Origin of the sequence: Streptomyces hoynatensis, from assembly GCF_003626535.1 — a bacterium.
Lineage (GTDB): Bacteria > Actinomycetota > Actinomycetes > Streptomycetales > Streptomycetaceae > Streptomyces > Streptomyces hoynatensis.
On sequence record NZ_RBAL01000016.1, the window covers coordinates 103647 to 124550 of the forward strand.

General features: G+C 74.2%; 16 protein-coding genes. 1 reads left to right on the forward strand and 15 read right to left on the reverse strand.

Annotated features, from left to right (window positions below; genetic code table 11):
• From rplS to nsdA, 12 genes are all read right to left on the reverse strand, one after another.
• Complete coding sequence (rplS, locus tag D7294_RS23450; protein WP_120682995.1) at positions 1 to 348, reverse strand: 50S ribosomal protein L19; 348 nt, start codon at positions 346 to 348, stop codon at positions 1 to 3.
• Positions 349 to 490: 142 nt separating this feature from the next.
• Entirely contained in the window at positions 491 to 1318 is an 828-nt protein-coding gene (gene trmD / locus D7294_RS23455; protein WP_120682997.1) for a tRNA (guanosine(37)-N1)-methyltransferase TrmD, read from the reverse strand.
• 70 nt (positions 1319 to 1388) lie between these two features.
• Complete coding sequence (rimM, locus tag D7294_RS23460; RefSeq protein WP_120682999.1) at positions 1389 to 1973, reverse strand: ribosome maturation factor RimM; 585 nt, start codon at positions 1971 to 1973, stop codon at positions 1389 to 1391.
• 105 nt (positions 1974 to 2078) lie between these two features.
• Complete coding sequence (locus D7294_RS23465; protein ID WP_062205924.1) at positions 2079 to 2318, reverse strand: RNA-binding protein; 240 nt, start codon at positions 2316 to 2318, stop codon at positions 2079 to 2081.
• Between the two features lies 1 nt (position 2319).
• Positions 2320 to 2760: a 30S ribosomal protein S16 gene (gene rpsP, locus D7294_RS23470; RefSeq protein WP_120683001.1), complete on the reverse strand. Its 441-nt coding sequence runs from the start codon at positions 2758 to 2760 to the stop codon at positions 2320 to 2322.
• A 166-nt stretch (positions 2761 to 2926) separates the two neighbouring features.
• A complete protein-coding gene (locus D7294_RS23475) occupies positions 2927 to 3526 on the reverse strand; it encodes a hypothetical protein (protein WP_120683003.1) in 600 nt (199 codons plus the stop codon).
• A 226-nt stretch (positions 3527 to 3752) separates the two neighbouring features.
• Complete coding sequence (gene proS / locus D7294_RS23480; RefSeq protein WP_120683005.1) at positions 3753 to 5168, reverse strand: proline--tRNA ligase; 1416 nt, start codon at positions 5166 to 5168, stop codon at positions 3753 to 3755.
• A gap of 70 nt (positions 5169 to 5238) precedes the next feature.
• Complete coding sequence (ffh, locus tag D7294_RS23485; RefSeq protein WP_120683006.1) at positions 5239 to 6786, reverse strand: signal recognition particle protein; 1548 nt, start codon at positions 6784 to 6786, stop codon at positions 5239 to 5241.
• A 143-nt stretch (positions 6787 to 6929) separates the two neighbouring features.
• Positions 6930 to 9593, reverse strand: coding sequence for a [protein-PII] uridylyltransferase (locus D7294_RS23490; protein ID WP_120683008.1), 2664 nt, complete (start codon positions 9591 to 9593; stop codon positions 6930 to 6932).
• Positions 9594 to 9666: 73 nt separating this feature from the next.
• Positions 9667 to 10005: a P-II family nitrogen regulator gene (locus D7294_RS23495; protein WP_120683010.1), complete on the reverse strand. Its 339-nt coding sequence runs from the start codon at positions 10003 to 10005 to the stop codon at positions 9667 to 9669.
• A complete protein-coding gene (locus tag D7294_RS23500) occupies positions 10002 to 11312 on the reverse strand; it encodes an ammonium transporter (RefSeq protein WP_422070731.1) in 1311 nt (436 codons plus the stop codon). Before D7294_RS23500 ends, D7294_RS23495 begins: the two co-directional genes overlap by 4 nt.
• A gap of 289 nt (positions 11313 to 11601) precedes the next feature.
• Positions 11602 to 13200: a transcriptional repressor NsdA gene (gene nsdA / locus D7294_RS23505; protein WP_120683014.1), complete on the reverse strand. Its 1599-nt coding sequence runs from the start codon at positions 13198 to 13200 to the stop codon at positions 11602 to 11604.
• Positions 13201 to 13493: 293 nt separating this feature from the next.
• Here nsdA and D7294_RS23510 point away from each other — a divergent pair, with 293 nt between their 5' ends.
• Complete coding sequence (locus D7294_RS23510; RefSeq protein WP_120683016.1) at positions 13494 to 14225, forward strand: bifunctional DNA primase/polymerase; 732 nt, start codon at positions 13494 to 13496, stop codon at positions 14223 to 14225.
• Here D7294_RS23510 and ftsY read toward each other — a convergent pair.
• The 3 genes from ftsY to D7294_RS23525 form a co-directional block, all read right to left on the reverse strand.
• Positions 14218 to 15411 carry a signal recognition particle-docking protein FtsY gene (gene ftsY, locus D7294_RS23515; RefSeq protein ID WP_120683018.1) on the reverse strand — a complete coding sequence of 398 codons (1194 nt, stop codon included), beginning with the start codon at positions 15409 to 15411 and terminating at the stop codon, positions 14218 to 14220. The genes D7294_RS23510 and ftsY overlap by 8 nt on opposite strands.
• Positions 15412 to 15534: 123 nt before the next feature.
• On the reverse strand, positions 15535 to 16959 hold the full coding sequence (locus D7294_RS23520; RefSeq protein ID WP_422070730.1) for a sugar porter family MFS transporter: 1425 nt from the start codon (positions 16957 to 16959) through the stop codon (positions 15535 to 15537).
• 240 nt (positions 16960 to 17199) lie between these two features.
• Positions 17200 to 20886 (reverse strand): chromosome segregation SMC family protein, encoded by a 3687-nt coding sequence (locus D7294_RS23525; protein WP_120683021.1) that lies wholly within the window; start codon positions 20884 to 20886, stop codon positions 17200 to 17202.
• Positions 20887 to 20904: the final 18 nt, after the last annotated feature.

Here is a 20904-nt window from a genome sequence, read left to right on the forward strand (position 1 = left end):
TCAGTTCTCGCGCTTCTCCTTGATCTTGGCGGCCTTGCCACGCAGGTTGCGCAGGTAGTAGAGCTTCGCCCGGCGCACCGCGCCGCGGGTGACGAGCTCGATCTTCTCCACGACGGGCGTGTGCACCGGGAAGGTGCGCTCCACGCCGACGCCGAAGCTGACCTTGCGCACGGTGAAGGTCTCGCGGACCCCCGAGCCCTGGCGGCGGATGACGACGCCCTTGAACTGCTGGACCCGGGAGCGGTTGCCCTCGATGACCCGGACGTGGACGTTGATGGTGTCGCCCGGGCGGAAGGCCGGGATGTCCTCGCGCAGGGAGGCGGAATCGACGCTGTCGAGGAGGTTCATGACCTGCTGCTCTCTTCGCTGATGCCACAGGTCATCAGCGGAATCTTCCGTTGGTGGGGATGCCTTCGGGCTCGGCGAGCCCGGCGGGCCGCGGTCCCCCTGTGGCAGGGTCGCGCGCCGGACAGGATCGTGAGCCAGCCGCCTATTCTTCCATGCCGTCGGACGCGCGCCCAAATCGGCCGTCGGGCCCCGGCCGCCAGCCGAGCTCGGCCAGCGTCGCCCGGTCCTCGCGGTCCAGCGCCTCGGGGGCGCAACGCGCCAGCAGGTCGGGCCGGTTGAGCGCGGTCCTGCGCAGCGCCTCGTCCCGGCGCCAGCGGGCGATGCGCCCGTGGTGCCCGCTGATCAGCACCTCGGGAACCTCGCGCCCGCGCCACTCGGGGGGCTTGGTGTACACGGGGCCCTCGAGCAGGCCGGCCATCGCGCCCGGGGCGAAGGAGTCGTCGCGGTGGGAGTCGGCGTTGCCGAGCACGCCGGGCAGCAGCCGCGCGATCGCCTCGACCATCACCAGGACCGGGGCCTCGCCGCCGGCGAGCACGTAGTCGCCGATGGACAGCTCCCTGAGGTCGAGACGGGCCCCGTACTCCTCCATCACCCGGCCGTCGATGCCCTCGTAGCGCGCGGGCGTGAAGACCAGCCAGGGCGCCGCCGCCAGCTCGACCGCCAGCTCCTGGGTGAACGGGCGCCCGCTGGGCGTCGGCACGATCACCACGGGTTCCGCGGCGCCTTCCCCCTCCCGCGGGGGGTCGGAGAGCACGGCGTCCAGCGCCTCGCCCCAGGGCTCCGGCTTCATCACCATGCCGGGACCGCCCCCGTAGGGCGTGTCGTCGACGGTGTGGTGGCGGTCGTGCGCCCAGCCGCGCAGGTCGTGCACCCGGACGTCGAGCCGGCCCCGGGCGCGGGCCTTGCCGACCAGCGAGACGTTCAGCGGCTCCAGGTACTCGGGGAAGATCGTGACCACGTCGATCCTCACGAGGGCCTCCCACCCGCGCGAAGGCCGGCCCGGCGCCCCCGCCCGTGTGCGGCCCGGGGGATGCGGCGGCTCATCCCTCCTCCCCCGCGGCGCCCCGGTCCCCCGGGGTGCCTTCCGCCCCCGGCTCCCCGGGGCCTGCGCCCTCCGGCTCCTCGAGCAGGCCGGGCGGGGGCGCGACCACCACGCGGCGGCCGGGCAGGTCGATCTCCGGGACCAGTTCGGCGACGAACGGGATCATGGCCTCGCCACCCTCGGGGCGGGCCACGATGAGCAGGTCCTGGCTCGGCAGGTGCGCGATCTCGCCGATGGTGCCGACCCGCCGGCCCTCCTCGGTGACCACCTCCAGGCCGACCAGCTGGTGGTCGTAGAACTCCTCGGGGTCCTCGGGGAGTTCCCCGGGGTCCACCTCGGCGACCAGCAGCGTGTTGCGGAGGGCCTCCGCCGCGGTGCGGTCGGTGACGCCCTCGAACCGCAGCAGCAGCCGCCCGCTGTGCACCCGGCCGCTCGCGATGGTCAGCGGTCCCGCAGAGGCGGGCTCGGTGCCGAGCACCGCGCCGGGCGCGAGCCGCGTCTCCGGCTCGTCGGTGCGCACCTCGACGGACACCTCGCCCCTGATGCCGTGGGCGCGGCCGATGCGCGCGACGACGACGTGCACTGTGCTTCTTCTACCTCCCCCGGGCGTTCCACCCGGGCGTCGAGCGCCGAGGGCCGGGTGCGGCGGTCGCCGCGCCCGGCCCTCGGTGCGATGCCATCCGTGCCCTCAGCGGACCTCGTCCGCGTCGACCAGGTCGACCCGGATTCCCTTGCCGCCGAGCGCGCCCACGACCGTGCGCAGCGAGCGCGCGGTGCGGCCGTTGCGGCCGATCACCTTGCCCAGGTCGTCGGGGTGTACCCGGACTTCGAGCACACGCCCGCGGCGCAGCGTGCGCGAGGCGACCTGGACCTCGTCGGGGTGGTCGACGATGCCCTTTACCAGGTGCTCCAGGGCCTCTTCGAGCATCTCAGCCCTCAGCCGACTCGGCCGCGGCCTCGGGGGCCTCGGCGTCCGCCTTCTTCTCGGCCTTCTTCGCCCGCGGGGTGATGGCCTCGCCCCGCGGCTCGCCGCCGGTCTCCTTGGCGGCGGCCTCGAAGAGGGCGCGCTTGTCGGGCTTGGGCTCGGCGACCTTCAGGGGCGGCGGCGCCGGCAGACCCTTGAACTTCTGCCAGTCGCCGGTCGCCTTGAGGATGGCCAGCACCGGCTCGGTCGGCTGCGCGCCGACGCCGAGCCAGTACTGCACGCGGTCCGAGTCGACCTCGATGCGCGAGGGGTTCTGCACCGGGTGGTACAGGCCCAGCTCCTCGATCGCGCGCCCGTCCCTGCGGGTACGCGAGTCGGCGACGACGATGCGGTAGTGCGGCGAACGGATCTTGCCCAGTCGCTTCAGTTTGATCTTGACTGCCACGGGTGTGGTGTCTCCTGCGTGTTGACGTGGTGGGCCCCCGGAATCCCCGAGGGGGACGGTCGTCGCGTGGGGATGCGGCGCCGGCAGGCCCGATGGACGCGTCAGCCGGAGGAGAGAGGGGTCCTGTACGACTGCCGAGTTCAGCCGATTATTCTGCCACAGCCCGTCAGGACGACGCCGCCACGGTCATGGCCTCCGCGATCTGGAACGGCTTCTTGCAGGCGCCGCACACGATCGGGGCCTGGGCGAGCACCGAGGGCACCACCCGGACGTTGCGCCCGCACTCGCAGACGGCCTTCACGCGGACGCCGCCCCCGGAGGAGCCGTGCCGCGCGGCGGGCCCGCGGAAACTGCGGGCGGTGTCCGTCTCGGTCGCGGCGACGTGCGCCTTGAGCGCGCGCTGGAGGCGTTCGGAGGTGGGCCGGTACCTGCGGCGGGTCTCCGGCGTCATCGTGACCAGCGAGAACCCGCTGCTGGGGTGCGGGTCCTCGGCGTGCTCCAGCCCGAGCTCCTCGGCGATCGCGAGGAACCTGCGGTTGTGATAGCGCCCCGCGCGGGAGGTGTCCCTGACCCCCCGGGCGGCGGCGATGCCGTGCACTGCCTCGTGCAGCAGCCTTTCGAAGGAGAGCTCGGAGCCGCACGCGGACGAGGACTCTCCGATCAGCGATTCGGGTGCGGCCAAATCCGGCAGCTCCGGGTGGTGCCGTTGAATGTCGGCCCACGCGTGTGCCAGCTCGGCGGCGAGAACTGGTGGTGTCGTGCTCACGTCGTACCTAACGAGCAAGTCCCCCGGTGTGTTCCGATTCCGGGTCAAGTCCCCGAATTTGCACCTACCCGTCAGTTCGCGGCGCTTCCACCCGCTCTGGAACGCCGCGCTCACCCAGGGTGACCGCGGGCCGGGCCCGCGCACGGGCGCACCCCGGGCGGCCTGCGGGCGGGCCGCCGCCCGCAGGGGCGGCGGCCCGATCCGGGAAGAATCCGGACGACCCGGCCTAGTACGAGCGGCCCACGATCGCCAGCGTGCCCGGGGCGTCGTCCGACTCGGGCACCGAACCGTCCTCGGCGACCAGGCAGCGCACGGAGACGGCGTCCTTGGCCAGCCGCTGCTCCCCCTCGGCGCCCAGCTCGGCCCACGGGATGCGGGCCCAGCCGCCGCGCGTGGCCACCTCGACCGCCTCCTCGATCGTTTGCACGTCCCGGGTGCGCCCCTCGCGCAGCTCGCGGGACTGGCGCAGCAGCAGCGCCTGGTCCTCCTCCAGCACCGTCGGCAGCAGCTTGGGCAACTGCTCGATGGAGACCGGCTCCTTGCCGCCCGGGATGCGGCGGGCGAGCATCGCGGTGCCCTCGGCCAGGTCCCGCGGCCCGATCTCCACGCGGACCGGCACGCCCTTCAGCTCCCAGTCCACCGCCCGGCGGCCGAAGGGGGTGTCGGTGCGGTCGTCGACCTCGGCCCTGATCCCGGCGGCGCCCAGCGCCGCGCCGAGCTCGCGGACCTTGGCGAGGACCGCCTCGTCGTCCTTGACCGCGAGCACGACGGCCTGCACCGGGGCGAGCCGCGGCGGCACGCGCAGCCCGTTGTCGTCGCCGTGGGTCATGATCAGGCCGCCGACCATGCGGGTCGAGGAGCCCCAGGAGGTCTGCCACACCAGCTCGCGGCTGCCCTCCTTGGACAGGTAGCGGGTGTCGAAGGCCCGGGCGAAGTTCTGGCCGAGTTCATGGCTCGTGCCCATCTGGAGGGCCTTGCCGTCGCGCATCATGCCTTCGAGGGTCAGCGTGTTGATGGCCCCGGCGAAGCGCTCGGCCGGCGACTTCCGGCCCAGCACCACGTCGACGGCCAGCACGTTGACCATGAAGTCGGCGTAGACCTCGCGGTGGATGCGCGCGGCGTAGTCCCTGGCGTCCTCGTAGGTGGCGTGCGCCGTGTGCCCCTCCTGCCAGAGGAACTCCGTGGTGCGCAGGAACACCCGCGGGCGCATCTCCCAGCGGACCACGTTCGCCCACTGGTTGATCAGCAGCGGGAGGTCGCGGTAGCTCTGCACCCACTTGGCGAAGTAGTCGTTGATGATCATTTCCGAGGTCGGCCGGACGACCGCGGGCTCTTCGAGCTGCTTGCCGCCGCCGTGGGTGACCACCGCGAGCTCGGGGGCGAAGCCCTCGACGTGCTCGGCCTCCTTGACCATGTACGACTGCGGGATGAACAGCGGGAAGTAGGCGTTGCGCGCGCCCGCCGCCTTGATGCGGGCGTCGATTTCGGACTGCATCCGCTCCCAGAGCCCGTACCCGTAAGGCCGGATGACCATGGTGCCGCGGACCGGGCCGTTGTCGGCGAGCTCGGCCTTGCTGATCACGTCCTGGTACCAGCGCGGGAAGTCCTCCGCCTGGGGGGTGAGTACGGGAGCCTTAGCCATGGCGGAGATGGTACGGGGCCGCGGGGCCCGAGCGTGAATCGGGCGGTCCCACGGCCCCTTGAGACGGTCCTCAGGAGGGCGGGAGCAGGTCCTTGAACTCCTTGGGCAGCTGGAAGTCGCCCGGGCCCTGCCCCGCGCCCGGCAGGCCGAACGCGCCGCCCTCGCCGTCCTGCCGCTGGGCCGCGGCGCTCTCCTCGGCCTGGCGCTTCATCGGGTTGCCCGAGCGGCGGGCGCCCTTGCCCTTCTTCTGCTGCTTGGCCTTGCGCCGCGCCCCGCCCATGCCCGGGATGCCCGGCATCCCCGGCATGCCGCCGCCCTGGGCCATCCTGGACATCATCTTGCGGGCCTCGAAGAAGCGCTCCACCAGGCTCTTCACGGCGCTGACGTCGACGCCGGAGCCGCGCGCGATGCGGGCCCGCCGCGAGCCGTTGATGATCTTGGGGTCGGTGCGCTCTGCCGGGGTCATCGACTTGATGATCGCCGCCGTGCGGTCCACCTCGCGCTCGTCGAGGTTGTTGATCTGCTCGCGCATCTGGCCCATGCCCGGCATCATGCCGAGCAGCTTGGAGAGCGAGCCCATCTTGCGGACCTGCTCCATCTGGGACAGGAAGTCGTCGAGGGTGAACTCCTTGGGCCCCTTGGCCAGCTTCCCGGCGAGCTTCTCCGCCTCCTGCTGGCTGAAGGTGCGCTCGGCCTGCTCGATGAGGCTGAGCACGTCGCCCATGCCGAGGATGCGCGAGGCCATCCGGTCGGGGTGGAAGGCGTCGAAGTCGTCCAGCTTCTCGCCGTTGGAGGCGAACATGATCTGGCGGCCGGTGACCTGGGCGATGGACAGCGCCGCGCCACCCCGGGCGTCGCCGTCCAGCTTCGAGAGGACCACGCCGTCGAAGCCGACGCCGTCGCGGAAGGCCTCCGCGGTGGTGACCGCGTCCTGGCCGATCATCGCGTCGACCACGAACAGGACCTCGTCGGGCCGGACGGCGTCGCGGATGTCCGCGGCCTGCCGCATCAGCTCCTCGTCGATGCCCAGGCGGCCCGCGGTGTCCACGATGACCACGTCGTGCTGCTTGTCCCGCGCGTAGCCGAGGGAGTCCTCGGCCACCTTCACCGGGTCGCCCACGCCGTTGCCCGGCTCGGGGGCGAAGACGGCCACCCCGGCGCGCTCGGCGACGACGGAGAGCTGGTTGACCGCGTTCGGCCGCTGCAGGTCGGCGGCGACGAGCAGCGGCGTGTGGCCCTGGCTCTTCAGCCACCGGCCGAGCTTGCCCGCCAGGGTCGTCTTGCCGGCGCCCTGGAGGCCGGCCAGCATGATCACCGTCGGCGGGTTCTTCGCGAAGCGCAGCCGCCTGGTCTCGCCGCCGAGGATGCGGACCAGCTCCTCGTTGACGATCTTGATGACCTGCTGGGCGGGGTTGAGGGCCCTGGACACCTCGGCGCCCAGCGCCCGCTCCTTGACCTGCTTGATGAACGAGCGGACCACCGGCAGGGCGACGTCCGCCTCCAGCAGGGCGATACGGATCTCCCGGGCCGTGGCGTCGATGTCCGCTTCGCTCAGGCGGCCCTTGCCCCTGAGATTTCTGAACGTTGCCGCAAGGCGGTCGGAGAGAGTATCGAACACGGCGCTGGCGGGTCCTTACAGATCGTGGGGCAAGTCGTCATTCGGTGCCCTCCAGGGTATCGGGCCCGCGCCCGTACGGTCAGCCCACGGCGGAGGGCCGCCCGCCCCGCCCCGCCGCCTCCCGGCCCCGGGGCGGGGGCGGCTCAGCCCGCCGCGAGCGCCCGCTGCAGGTCGCGGGCGAGCCCGGCCGCCTCCGCGGCGGGAAGGGGGGCTCCCTCGACGCCGGTGACGTAGAAGGCGTCCACGGCGTTGGCACCCAGCGTGCTGACGTGCGCGCTGCGGACCACGACCCCGGCCGCGTCCAGCGCGCGGCCGATGCGGTGCAGCAGCCCCGGGGCGTCCTGGGCGCGCACCTCGATGACGGTGGCCACCCGGGAGCCGCCGGGGGCCACCGAGACGGCGGGCGGCGGCGCCTGCGGGGAGCGGCGGCGCGGCCTGCGGTAGGCGGCCTCGCGCTCGGCGAGCCTGGCCTCGATGTCGAGGGAACCCTCCAGGGCGCGCACCAGGTCGGCCCGCAGCCGCTCCGCGGAGGGCAGCGAGCCGAACTCGGCGGCCACCCGCCAGTTCAGCAGCAGGACCGGCCCCTGCTCCGCCGGGTCCAGGGAGCGCAGCTCGGCCGAGCGGACGGTGAGCCGGTGCAGCGCCAGGACCCCGGCCACGGCGGGCAGCACGCCCGGCCGCTCGGGCAGGGCGAGCAGCAGCTCGACGCCCACGGGCTCCTCGCCCGGCGGTGCCTCCCGCGCCGGGTCGGCCGGGTCGCGCCCCGGGTCGGGCCCCGGGTCCTCCGGCCGCGGGCGCAGGCTCAGCACGGGGCCGCCGGTGCGGACGGCCTCGAAGGCGAGCCGCTCCGCGGCGGCCGACGGCCGCGAGGCGGCAGGGTGCGCCCCTGGCTCCGGGCTGTGCCCCTGGCCCCCGGCCGCCCCCGGCGCCCGGCCGCCCCGCACCCCTCCCCTCGCGGCGTCCTCCGCCGTGTCCCCCGTTGCGTCCCCCGCCTCCGCGTCGCTCCCCGGCCCGGCCCCCGCCAGGCTCCCCGCCGCGGGCCCGGGGCCGCCGGCCTCCAGACCCGCGGCCACCCGCTTGACCAGGTCGGCGACGAGCGAGGCGCGCCAGGGCGACCAGGCGGCCGGGCCCGTGGCGAGGGCGTCGGCCTCGGTCAGCGCGTGCAGCAGTTCGAGGGTGCCGAGGTCGCGCACGGCCTCGGCGACCGTGGCGACGGTCGCCGGATCGTCGAGATCGCGCCTGGTGGCCGTCTCGACGAGCAGCAGGTGGTGCCTGACCAGCGTGCCGAGCACCCCGGCGTCCGCGGCGGGGAAGCCCATCCGGGTGGCCATGTCCCGGGCAATCGTCTCCCCGGTGCGGCTGTGGTCGCCGGGCCAGCCCTTGCCCATGTCGTGCAGGAGGGCGGCGACGAGCAGCAGGTCGGGGCGGCGGACGCGGCGGGTGAGGGCCGAGGCGCGCACCGCGGTCTCCACGAGGTGGCGGTCGACGGTCCAGCGGTGTACGGCGTTGCGCTGCGGGCGGCAGCGGACCCGCTCCCAGTCGGGCAGCAGCCCCGTGATCAGCCCCGCGGCGTCCAGCGCCTCCCACACCGGCACGGCGGAGGGCCCGGCGCCGAGCAGGGTGACGAACTGCTCGCGGGCCTCGGCGGGCCAGGGCACCGGCAGGGCGGCGCTCTGCCCGGCCGCCGCGGTCATGGCGTGCACGGCGGGCAGCGCGAGCGGAAGCCCGGCCTGGGCGGCCGCGGCGGCGGCGCGCAACGGCAGCACGGGGTCGCGGTCGGGGCGCGCGGTGCGGGCCAGCACCACCTCACCCTCCTGCTCGACGACCCCCTCGGCGAGCGGCGTGCGCTCGGGCGCCTGCCCGCGCCGGCCGGCCCTGGCCGGCAGCAGGCCGCGGCGCCCGCGGCGCGCCGAGCGCGCGCGCAGCACCCGGCCGACCTCGCGCCAGGTGACGTCCGAGGCGTAGGAGATGGTGCGCCCCGCCTCGTAGACCTGGCGCAGCAGCGCGTCGGCGTCCGACAGGCCGAGGGCGGCGGCGACCTGGTCCTGGTCCTCCAGGGCGAGCCGGTCGGTGGCCCGGCCGGTGGCCAGGTGCAGGGCGTCGCGGACGTCGAGGAGGACGTTGCGCGCCGCGTCGAGGCCCTGCCGCGGGGCGTCGGCCACCCAGGAGGCGGCGACGGCGCGCAGCGCGGTGGCGTCGCGGAGGCCGCCGCGGGTCTCCTTCAGGTCGGGTTCGAGGAGGAACGGCAGCTCGCCCTGCCTGCGGGCCCGTTCCGCGGTGAGCTCGCGCAGCTCGAACAGCCTGGTCGGGGCCTTGGCGCGCCACTGCGCGAGCACGGCGGTGCGCAGCTCCGCGGTGAGCGAGGCGTCGCCCGCCAGGTGTCTCGCGTCGAGCAGCCCGAGGTGGACCTTCAGGTCCTCGGCGGCGGCCCGGTGGGCCTCGGCCAGGGTGCGCACCGAGTGGTCGAGGGCGATGCCCAGGTCCCACACCGGATACCAGAGCCGGTCGGCGAGGGCGGCCACCTCGGCGCGCCCCCCGCCGCCCTCGTGCAGCAGGAGCAGGTCGAGGTCGCTGCGCGGCGACAGCTCCCCGCGCCCGTAGCCGCCCACGGCGACCAGGGCGGCGCGGCCCTGGCGCGGGGCGGCGGCGAAGAGCCCGGCCAGCCACTCGTCGGTCAGGCGGGCCAGCGCGGCGCGACGCGGCGGGCCCGGCCGCTCCTCCGAGGTGAGGAGGCGCAGCCGGGCCGCCGCGTAACCGCCGCCGGTTTCCGTCTCGTCGCCGCCGGTTCCGGCGGTTGGAGCCGTCATGCGGTAGCCAACTCCCGTCGTCGTGGTCGGGTGGTTTCCCGGCCCTTGCCGGGGTGTGGGCGAGGGGTCACCGCTACAGGGCGTCCGGGCCGCGCTCGCCGGTGCGGACCCTGACGGCCGTGTCGACCGGCACGCTCCACACCTTCCCGTCGCCGATCTTGCCGGTGCGGGCCGCCTTGACGACGACGTCGATCAGCTGCTCGGCGTCGGAGTCCTCGACGAGGATCTCGATGCGGATCTTCGGTACCAGGTCGATGGTGTACTCGGCGCCCCGGTAGACCTCGGTGTGGCCGCGCTGCCGGCCGTAGCCGCTGGCCTCGGTCACGGTCAGGCCGTGCACGCCGAACGCCTGCAGGGCGTCCTTGACCTCGTCGAGGCGGTGCGGCTTGATCACCGCGGTGATGAGCTTCATGCGTCCACCTTCTTCTCGCCGGCCTTCTCGCCGGCCTTCTCGCCGTGCCTGTCACCGGTCCGCCCGCCGGACTCCGCCGCGCCGGCCGTGCCCGCCGCCGCGCCGACGGCCACCGTGCCGGAGCCGGTCTGGCTGAAGTCGTACCCGGTCTCCGCGTGGTAGGCCAGGTCGAGCCCGGCGGTCTCCTCCTCCTCGGAGGCGCGGAAGCCGATGGTGCGCTGGACGAGCTGGGCGAGGAGGTAGCTGACCACGAAGGAGTAGGCCATGACGGAGAACGCGCCCAGGGCCTGCTTGCCGAACTGCTCGAAGCCGCCGACGCCGTCCGTGGCCAGGAAGCCGACCATGAGGGTGCCGACCACGCCGCCGAAGAGGTGCACGCCGACCACGTCGAGGGAGTCGTCGTAGCCGAGCCGGTACTTCAGGCCCACGGCCCAGGCGCAGACCACGCCCGCCACGACGCCGATGAGCAGGGCGCCCATGGGGTTGACGTTGGCGCCGGAGGGGGTGATGGCGACCAGGCCCGCGACCGCGCCCGAGGCCGCGCCCAGGGTGGTGAACGCGCCGTGCCGCAGCCGCTCGTAGGCCAGCCAGCCGATGATGGCGGCGGCCGTGGCGACCTGGGTGTTGAGGGCCATCAGCGCCGCGGTGCCGTTCGGGGAGAGCGCGGAGCCCGCGTTGAAGCCGAACCAGCCGAACCACAGCAGGGCCGCGCCGAGCAGCACCATCGGCAGGTTGTGCGGGCGCATCGGCTCGCGCTTGAAGCCGATGCGCTTGCCGACCACCAGCGCCGCGGCGAGGCCGCCCGCGCCGGCGTTGATGTGGACCGCGGTACCGCCCGCGAAGTCGATCACGCCCTGGTTGAACAGCCAGCCCTGGTCCACCGCCCACACCCAGTGGGCGACCGGGAAGTATACGACGGTGACCCACAGGACCACGAAGAGCGCCCAGCCGGTGAACTTGACGCGATCCGCCAGGGCGCCGCTCATCAGGGCGGGCGTGATCACGGCGAACATCAGCTGGAACAGGATGAACGCGATCAGCTCGCCCTGGTCGACGGTGATGTCCTGGAGTCCGATGTAGTCCAGGTTGCCGAGGATCGGGCTGCTGCTGGTGTCGCTGAAGGCCAGGGTGAACCCGTAGAGCACCCAGAGCACGCTGACGATGCCGAGGGCGATGAACGACATCATCAGCATGTTCAGCGCGCTCTTGACCCGGACCATGCCGCCGTAGAAGAAGGCGAGGCCCGGAGTCATGAGCATCACCAGTGCGGCACTGATCACCACATAACCGATATTTGTCTGGGACAGCACTTCTTCAGGGCTCAAAGCGGACGTCTCCTCAGAAGGACGGCCCATGCGGGCAAGTCCCGCGGGCAGGTCACGATGCGCCACAGGCTCTCTGAGGGCCGTTTCCGTCAATGGCCCCATTTGTTTCACGAAGGTGACGATGGGGCGGGACGTGTTACACCGCCATGACAAGGATCACCGCGTCGGCGGAGCGGGGTAACGCCCCGCCGCCGCCCGCGTCCGTGCCCCGAGCGCCCGGGCGGGGCGCGTCGGGACGAGGGGCGAGGGGGGACCAGGGGAGTGGGCGGCGCTAGACCGCCCGGGCCACGCCGCCCTCCCTGCCGTGGGGCCGCTCCCGCCCGGCGGCGAGCTCGGCCAGCCGTTGCAGCACCTCGCGGATCTCGGGCACCCCCGCGTACTCCCGGCCGGCGGCGGCGCCGGTCTTGCGCAGCCTGATCATCACCCGCTCCGAGCGCAGCGCCCCGGCCACGTCGAGGGCCTGGTGGGCGGCGGCGGCGAACGCCTCGGGCTCGTTCTCGAGCAGGTGCACGGTGGACATGCCGATGAGGTTGAGTGCATACGACCGCTGGTGGCCGGCGTCGGGATGCTCGGCGCGCTCCCGGGCGAAGAGCTCGACCGCGCGCCGCATCAGCGGCCTGGCCTGGGAGATGTAGGCGGGGCTTCGCCCGGCCACGTAGGCGAGGTCGCGATAGGAGTGGGCGGTCTCGGCGTGCAGCTCCGCCTCGGAGAAGAAGGCGATCCAGTCCGGGTCCTGCTCGCCCGGCTCGATCTCCGCGAAGGTCTCCTGGGCCATCCGCACCGAGCGGTGGCACCTGCTCGGCTGCCCCTGGCCGGCGTGCGCCCGGGACTCCAGCGCGTAGAGCATCGCCTGGGTGCGCGCGGTGGCGCACTGCCTGCTGCCGTACTGGGCGAGGTGGATGAGTTCGAGCGCGTCCTCGCTCCGGCCCAGGTGGATCATCTGGCGGCTCATCGACGACAGGATGAACGCGCCCAGGGGCCGGTCCCCTGCCTCCTTCGCGGCGTGGAGCGCGAGGACGAAGTACTTCTGGGCGATGGGCTGGAGGCCGACGTCGTAGCTCATCCACCCGGCCAGCTCCGCCAGTTCGGCCGTGATGCGGAACAGCCTGCGGCGCACCGGCGCCGGGTGCGAGTCCTGGAGCAGGTCGGTGACCTCGTGGAGCTGGCCGACGACCGCCTTGCGGCGCAGGCCGCCGCCGCTCTGCGCGTCCCAGAGGCGGAACTGCGCGATCGTCGCCTCCAGTTCGGCGAGCTCGACCTCGGAGATGCGGGTCAGCCGTCGCTGCTGCTCGCCGGCGTGTGCGGCGGCCGGCAGGGCGCCGAGCGTCGCCCCGGGCGCCCCGGCCGGTTCCCCGGCGCCGTCCTGCCCCTGCGGGCTGGGCGCGAGCCAGCGCTGCATGGGCTCTATGAGGTCGGGGCCCGCCGACATGGTCAGCGAGGTGCCGAGGAAGCCGCGGCGGCCGAGCATCAGGTCGCTGCGGGAGAACTCGTTGATCAGCGAGACGGTCTGCGGCCCGGCCCAGGGCAGGTCGACGCCGGAGACGGCCGCGGAGTGGTGGGCCGTGCGCAGCCCGAGGTCCTCGACGGAGACGACCGTGCCGAAGCGTTCGGAGAACAGTTCGGAGAGGATGCGCGGTATCGGCTCGCGCGGCTGCTCGCCGTCGAGCCAGCGGCGGACCCGGGAGGTGTCGGTGCTGATGTGGTGGGCGCCCAGCCTGCGGGCGCGGCGGTTCACCTGCCTGGCGAGCTCGCCCTTCGACCACCCACTGCGCTGGAACCACGACGTCAGCCGTTCGTTCGGCCGCTTGGCGGAGGTCCCGCCGCTGCCGCCTGCGCCCACAGTTACGCCCCCATCCCGGGTCTCCGGCATCCTGACGCGCGCCTGCTGACACGGCGTCTACGGATGCACTGAACGTAATCCTACGATCACTGGCGTGGCGAGGGGCGACCGGCAATCGCCACCATTCGCCACCCCTCTGCCAGAAGCTCATGCCCATCAGGGGCGCTTCACTTGTACGCACGGTGTTCGACGTTGGGCGACGGGAAGCACTCCGGGGGCGCGTACGAGTGAATGCACTCCCCCGCGTGCTCCCCCCTGCGGGTGAAGTCGCCCCGCGGCCACGGTCGCGTAACCGTCGGCAGAGCGACTCCGTTGGAGAGTGCATGGGCTTCACGATCGGCGGCTTGCGGGAGATCAGGGAGCTACGCGGGGCGGTGCGCCGCCCCAGGCGCCACGGGCGCGTGCCCGGCGGCACGGCCGTGGCCGCCTATACGGGGCTGTGGGGCTGGGACGTGGTCCCCGGTGCCCGCGCCCGGCGTGCAACGGCGCACGGAGGGGTGGTCTGTTCCTGCGGGAACGCCTCGTGCGCCGCCCCCGGGGCGCACCCGCTCGTCCCCGGCCTGAGCATCCCGGCGGGCACCCCGCTCGACGAGGCCATGGAGGCGTGGGCCGCGGCCTGGGCGCGCGGCCGGGGCGCGACGGTGCTGCTGCCCACCGGCCTGCGCTTCGACGTGATCGAGGTGCCGGAGGCGGCCGGACGGCGGGCGCTGCTCACGCTGGAGCGGATGGGCCTCCCGCTCGGCCCGGTGGCGCTCGCCCCGCACGGCCGCGCCTGGTTCCTGGTCGCGCCAGGGGCGGCGGCCCGCCTGCCCGAGCTGCTGTACCGCACCGGCTGGGACGACACCCGGCTCGACCTGCGGGGCCTCGGCCCCGGGCGGCACATCACGGCCCCGCCCTGCGACCACGGCGGGCGCGGCCAGGTCGGCTGGCTGCGCCCGCCCGAGGTGGCGACGGCGGCGGACCCGCCGCCGGCGCGGCTGCTGCTGGGGGCGCTCGCCTACGCCACCGCGGGAGTGGCCAGGAGCGACCGGGGCGCCGGCCTGCGGGTCAGCTGATCAGGGCGTCGACGAAGGCCTCCGGCTCGAACGGGGCGAGGTCGTCGGCACCCTCCCCCAGGCCGATCAGCTTGACGGGAACGCCGAGTTCGCGCTGCACCGCGACCACGATGCCGCCCTTGGCGCTGCCGTCCAGCTTGGTCAGGGCGATGCCGGTGATGTCCACGGCCTCGGCGAACACCCGCGCCTGCACGAGGCCGTTCTGCCCCGTCGTCGCGTCGAGCACCAGCAGGACCTCGTTCACCGGGCCCTGCTTCTCCACGACGCGCTTGACCTTGCCGAGCTCGTCCATCAGCCCGGTCTTGGTGTGCAGCCGCCCGGCCGTGTCGACCAGGACGACGTCCGCGGTCTGCGCGATGCCCTCGCGGACCGCCTCGAAGGCCACCGCGGCCGGGTCGCCGCCCTCGGCCCCGCGCACCGTGCGCGCGCCGACCCGCTCGCCCCAGGTCTGCAGCTGGTCGGCCGCCGCCGCCCGGAAGGTGTCGGCGGCGCCGAGGACGACGGACTTGCCGTCGGCGACCAGCACCCGGGCGAGCTTCCCCGCGGTGGTGGTCTTGCCGGTGCCGTTGACGCCGACGACCAGGACCACCGCGGGCCGCTCCTCGCCCTCCGCGGAGACGCCGCCCTCGGTGTGGACCACGCGGTCCAGGTCGGTGCCCACCAGGGTGAGCAACTCCTCGCGCAGCAGCGCCCGCAGGCCCTCCGGGGTCCTGGTGCCGAGCACCCTGACCCGTTCGCGCAGCCGCTCCACCAGCTCCTGGGTGGGGCCGACGCCGACGTCCGCGGTCAGCAGGGTGTCCTCGATCTCCTCCCAGGTGTCCTCGTCGAGGTGCTCGCGGGAGAGCAGGTTCAGCAGCCCCTTGCCCAGGGTGTTCTGCGAGCGGGCGAGCCGGGAGCGCAGCCTGACCAGGCGCCCCGCGGTCGGCTCCGGCACCTCCACCGGCCTGGTCCCGGTGCCGAGCAGGTCGGGCGCCGTGGGCGGCAGGGTCACGTCCTCGATGGTGCGGCGCTCCTCCTCGACGGTCACGTCGGGGTCCTCGCCCACGCCCGGCTCGCGGCGCGGCGGCGGGGCCGTGCCGTCCTTCTCCCGGGGGGGCGCCGGATTCCGGCGGCGCGCGATGACCAGTCCGCTGCCCGCGGCGACGGCGACCACGGCGATGACTACGACGAGGATGAGGATGTCCATCGGTTCCCTTGGTGGTGCCTGGAGTGGGCCCTTGAGGGCACGGAGATGGCCACAAGTATCACCGACGCGCCGCGGGAGCGCTGCCCCCGGCCGGGGACCGCGCTCCCGAAGGCGGGGCCGGGCTCAGCCCATCTCCTCCAGCTTCTTGCCCTTGGTCTCCCGGACGCAGAGGAGCACGAACGGGATGGAGACCAGGGCGAAGCAGGTGTAGATCACGTAGGCGCCGGAGAGGTTCCAGTCCGACAGGGTCGGGAAGCTCTGGCTGACCGCCCAGTTCGCCACCCACTGCGCGCAGGCGCCGAGGCCCAGGGCGGCGGCGCGGATGCGGTCGGGGAACATCTCGCCCAGGAGGACCCAGACCACCACGCCCCAGGAGAGGGCGAAGAAGAGCACGAAGCCGTGCGCGCCGATCAGCGCGACCGCGCCCTGCGCGTCCGGCAGCCTGATGTCGTCGCCCGAGCCCTCCTTGGCGGAGAAGGCCCAGGCGGTCAGCCCGAGCGTGAGCGCCATGCCGGCCGAGCCGATCAGCGCGAGCGGCTTGCGGCCGATGCGGTCGACGAACAGCATCGCGATCACCGTGCCGACGATGTTGATGATCGAGGTGGTGAAGGAGTAGAAGAACGAGCTCTCCGGGTCGACGCCGACGGACTGCCACAGCGAGTTCGAGTAGTAGAAGATCACGTTGATGCCGACCAGCTGCTGGAGCACCGACAGGCCGATGCCGACCCAGACGATGGGCAGGAGACCGGCCCTGCCGCCGATCAGGTCGCGCCAGGTGGACCGGTGCTCGGTGCGCAGGTGGTGCTCGATCTCGGCGACCCTGGCGTCCAGGTCCACGCCCTCGGGCTCCACCCCGGCCAGCACCCGACGGGCCCCGGCCCTGTCCCCCGAGGCGACCAGGTAACGGGGGGACTCGGGGATGCCGAGGGTCATCATCGCGTAGACGAGGGCGGGCACGGCGGCCACGCCGAGCATGACCTGCCAGGCCTCCAGGCCGAGCAGCGAGCCGCGCTGGTCGCCGTCGGCCAGGTTGACCAGCGCCCAGTTGACCAGCTGCGAGACGGCGATGCCCAGCACGATCGCGGCCTGCTGGAAGGAGCCGAGCCGCCCGCGGTACTCGGGCGGGGAGACCTCGGCGATGTAGGCGGGGGCGATCACCGAGGCCATGCCGATGCCGACGCCGCCGAGCGTCCGCCAGAGGGCCAGGTCCCACAGCGCGAACGGCAGCATCGACCCGATCGCGCTGACGAGGAAGAGCGCCGCGGCGAGCTGCATCACTCGGATGCGGCCGATCCGGTCGGCCAGCCGGCCGGCGATCACCGCCCCGAGCGCGGCGCCCAGCAGGGCGATGGCCACGACCGTGCCCAGGCGCCCGGAGGAGACGTCGAACCTGCCGCGGATGCCCTCCACCGCGCCGTTGATCACGGAGCTGTCGTAACCGAACAGGAAGCCGCCGAGGGCGGCGGTGGCCGCGATGAAGACCACGTGCGGCAGGTGCGACGGGTGGCCGGGCCCCGCCTCGGGACGGGTCTTCGGTAGCAAGCTCACGATCCACCTCCTGCGGTCGGCGACACGGCCGGCGACCCCGCGGCCGAAACGCCCGGAGAGTCGCCTGTTGAACGTGTGACCAGCCTAAGCGAGGTTATGCCCCATTCCTCCCGCGGAGATTGACCGGTTAACTTCCGTTTTGCCCGCAATCCGGCCCCGACTCCCCGGCGCGCGGTGCGGCCGCCGGGCGCCCCCGGAGACGTCCCCGGCCCGGCCCGGAGGGCGCCGGGGTGAGATCCGTCACGAGGCGAGCCGCTGGCTGATCACCTTCGAGACGCCGTCGCCCTGCATCGAGACGCCGTACAGCGCGTCGGCGACCTCCATCGTGCGCTTCTGGTGCGTGATCACGATCAGCTGGGAGCTGCCCTTCAGCTCCTCCATGATCCGGATCAGCCGCTGCAGGTTGGTGTCGTCGAGGGCGGCCTCCACCTCGTCCATCACGTAGAACGGGCTCGGCCGCGCCTTGAAGATCGACACCAGCAGGGCCACCGCGGTCAGCGACCGCTCGCCCCCGGACAGCAGCGAGAGCCGCTTGACCTTCTTGCCCGGCGGCCTGGCCTCGACCTCCACGCCGGTGGTCAGCATGTCGGTGGGATCGGTCAGCAGCAGCCGTCCCTCGCCGCCGGGGAAGAGCCGGGAGAAGACGCCCTCGAACTCGCGCGCCGTGTCGTGGTAGGCGGCCGTGAAGACCTGCTCCACCCGCTCGTCCACCTCCTTGACGACCTGGAGGAGGTCGGCCCTGGTCTTCTTCAGGTCGGCGAGCTGCTCGCTGAGGAACTGGTGGCGCTCCTCGAGCGCCGCGAACTCCTCGAGCGCCAGCGGGTTCACCTTGCCGAGCTGCCGGTAGGCACGCTCCGCCGCCTTCAGCCGCTTCTCCTGCTCGGCGCGGACGTAGGGCCGCGGCCGGTTGCGCGGGTCCTCCGGGTCCTCGGGCAGTTCCTCGCCCTCGGCGGGCGGCGAGGGCGGCACCGGCTGATCGGGGCCGTACTCGCGGACCAGCACCGCGGGCTCCACGCCGAGTTCCTCCAGGGCCCGCGCCTCCAGCTGCTCGATCCGCAGCCGCTTCTCGGCGCCGAGCACCTCGCCGCGGTGCACCGAGTCGGTGAGCTTGTCGAGCTCCTCCTTCAGCTCCCGGCTCGCCGCCCGCTCGGCAGCCAGCGCCTGCTCGCGCTCCGCCCTGGCGCGTTCCGCGGCCTCCCGCTCGGCCCGCGCGCGCCCCAGCGACTCCTCCACGTGCGCGAGCAGCTGCCGTGCGCCATCCGCCACCGCCCCCGCAACCTGCGCTTCGTAGCGCATCCTGGCGCGTCGCCGCTCGGCGCGCGCCCGCGCCTCGCGCTCCGCGCGCGCCGCGCGGTCCAGCGAGTCCGCCCGGCCGGCGAGCCCCTTGACCCGCTCCTCGTGGGTGCGGACCTGGAGCCTGGCCTCCATCTCGGTCTGCCGCGCGTTGGCCCCGTCGGCGGCGAGCCGGTCGCGGACGGCGGTGTCCGGCTCCTCCTCCGCGTCGGCCGCCTCCTCGGCCACGGCGAGCCGCTCCGCCAGCTCCTCGGCCTGCTCGACGGCCCTGGCCAGCTCCTCCTCCGCCCTGAGGACCGCCGCCTGGGCGCGCTCCGCCTCCCCCGCCGCGGCCCTGGCCTGCCCGCTCAGCCGGCCGAGGTCCTGGGCCACCTTGGCCTTCTCGCGCTCGGCCGCGCTGCGCCGCCGGCCCAGCTCCTCGACCAGGGCCGCGCACTCCCGGCGCCGCACCTTCGCCCGCTCGGCCTCCTCGGCGAGGGCGGCGCAGCGCTCGGTCAGCTCCGCCAGCTCGGCGGCCGCCTGGTCGACGGCGGCCTGCACCTCGAGCAGGCTGGGCGCCCCGGCGGAGCCGCCGTGCGCCAGATGCCGCGAGAGCACGTCACCCTCGGCGGTCACGGCGGTCAGCCCGGGGTGCGCGGCGATCAGCTCCCCGGCCTCCTCCAGCGTTCCCACCACCCGCACATCCCGCAGCAGCCGGCGCACCGCGGGCAGCAACTCCGGTGGCCCGTCGACCAGTTCGGCCGCGGCCCGCGCCCTGTCCGCCGCCGGAAGCCCCGCCTTGCGCGCGGCGGCCCCCGGCGCGAAGGCGGCCTCTGGCTGCGGCTCGGGGGCGGCGGCCCCGGCGGGGGCCGAAGGCCCCCCGCCCTCCGCCGGGGACCCGTCCTCCGCGGGCGGCCTGGGCGCCGGCAGGGCCTCGGGCTGAGCCAGCAGGAGCGCGGCCCGGCCGGCGTCGTTCTTGCGCAGCAGGCGCAGCGCCTCCGCGGCGGTCGCCGGGCCGTCCACGGCCACGGCGTCCGCCGCGACCCCCAGGGCGGCGGCCACCGCCACCTCGTGGCCCACGGCCACGGTCAGCAGCTCCGCCGCCGGGCCGAGCAGGCCGGTGAGCCGGCCGGAGGCGGCGAGCAGGGCGCCGGTGCCGTCCTTGCGGCGCAGCCCGAGCGCCAGCGCGTCGTGGCGGGCGGAGACCGCGGCCCGCTCCCGCTCCGCCGCGGTGGCCGCCTCGCGCGCCGCGCTCTGGGCGCTCTCCGCCTCGGCGAGCGCGCGCCGCGCCGCCTCGTGCTCGGCGGCGAGCTGCGAGTCGTCCTCGTCCAGGCCCTCCACCTCGGCGCGCAGCTCCTCGTACTCGCGCGCGGCCGAGGCGGCGCGCTCCTGCGCCTCGTCCCGCGCGGTGCCGAGCCGGTCGATCTGGGACTGGGCCGAGGCGGCCCGGCTGCGCGCGGCGTTGGCCTGCCCGTGCAGCCGGGCGAGGCCCTCACGGCGGTCGGCGAGCGCCCGGGCCGCGTCCTTCAGCCTGCGCTCCTCCTCGGCGAGCCGCCGCTCCAGCTCGGCGCGGTGCGCCACGGTGTCGTCCAGGGCGCGGGAGGCCGCCTCCAGGGCGGCGGTCAACTCCGCCTCCTGCTCCCTGATCCTGGCCGCCTCCCGCTCCATGTCCTCCGGGTCCCGCCCCCGCCGCTCCTCGGGCACGGCGGCGGTCGCGCTGGTGACGCGGGCGTCCGCGAGGCTCACGGTGCCGCGCACCCGCTCGGCGAGTTGCGAGAGCTCGTGCCACACACCCCGGGCGCGCTCCACGCGCGGGGCAAGCGTCCGCACCTCCTGATCGAGCTCCGACTCCCGGCGCGAAGCCTCCTTCAGGCGCTGTTCGGCGGCCTCCTTGCGCTCCCTCAGCGCCGTCTCGTCGGCGAGCTCGGCACGCAGCGCGGCCCGCTGGGTGACCAGGTCGTCGGCGAGCAGGCGCAGCCTGGCGTCCCGCAGGTCGGCCTGGATGACGGCGGCCCGCCTGGCCACCGCGGCCTGCCGGCCGAGCGGCTTGAGCTGACGGCGCAGCTCGTCGGTCAGGTCCTGCACCCGCGCCAGATTGGCCTGCATCGCGTCCAGCTTCCGCAGCGCCTTCTCCTTGCGCTTGCGGTGCTTGAGAACCCCGGCGGCCTCCTCGATGAACGCCCGGCGCCCCGTGGGATCGGCGTGCAGCACCGAGTCGAGCTGCCCCTGCCCGACGATGACGTGCATCTCGCGCCCGATGCCCGAGTCGGAAAGCAGGTCCTGGATGTCGAGCAGCCGGCAGGTGTCGCCATTGATCTGGTACTCGCTGCCCCCGTTGCGGAACATGATCCGCGTGATGGTGACCTCGGTGTATTCGATCGGCAGCGCGCCATCGGAATTGTCGATGGTCAGGGAGACTTCGGCCCGGCCGAGCGGGGGGCGCCCGGTGGTGCCGGCGAAGATGACGTCCTCCATCTTGCCGCCGCGCAGCGACTTGGCGCCCTGCTCCCCCATCACCCAGGAGAGCGCGTCCACCACATTGGACTTACCCGACCCGTTGGGCCCCACGACGCAGGTGATGCCGGGTTCGAAGCGCAACGTCGTGGCGGAGGCGAACGACTTGAATCCGCGCAGGGTCAGGGTCTTGAGGTGCACGCCGTCGGACTTTACCCG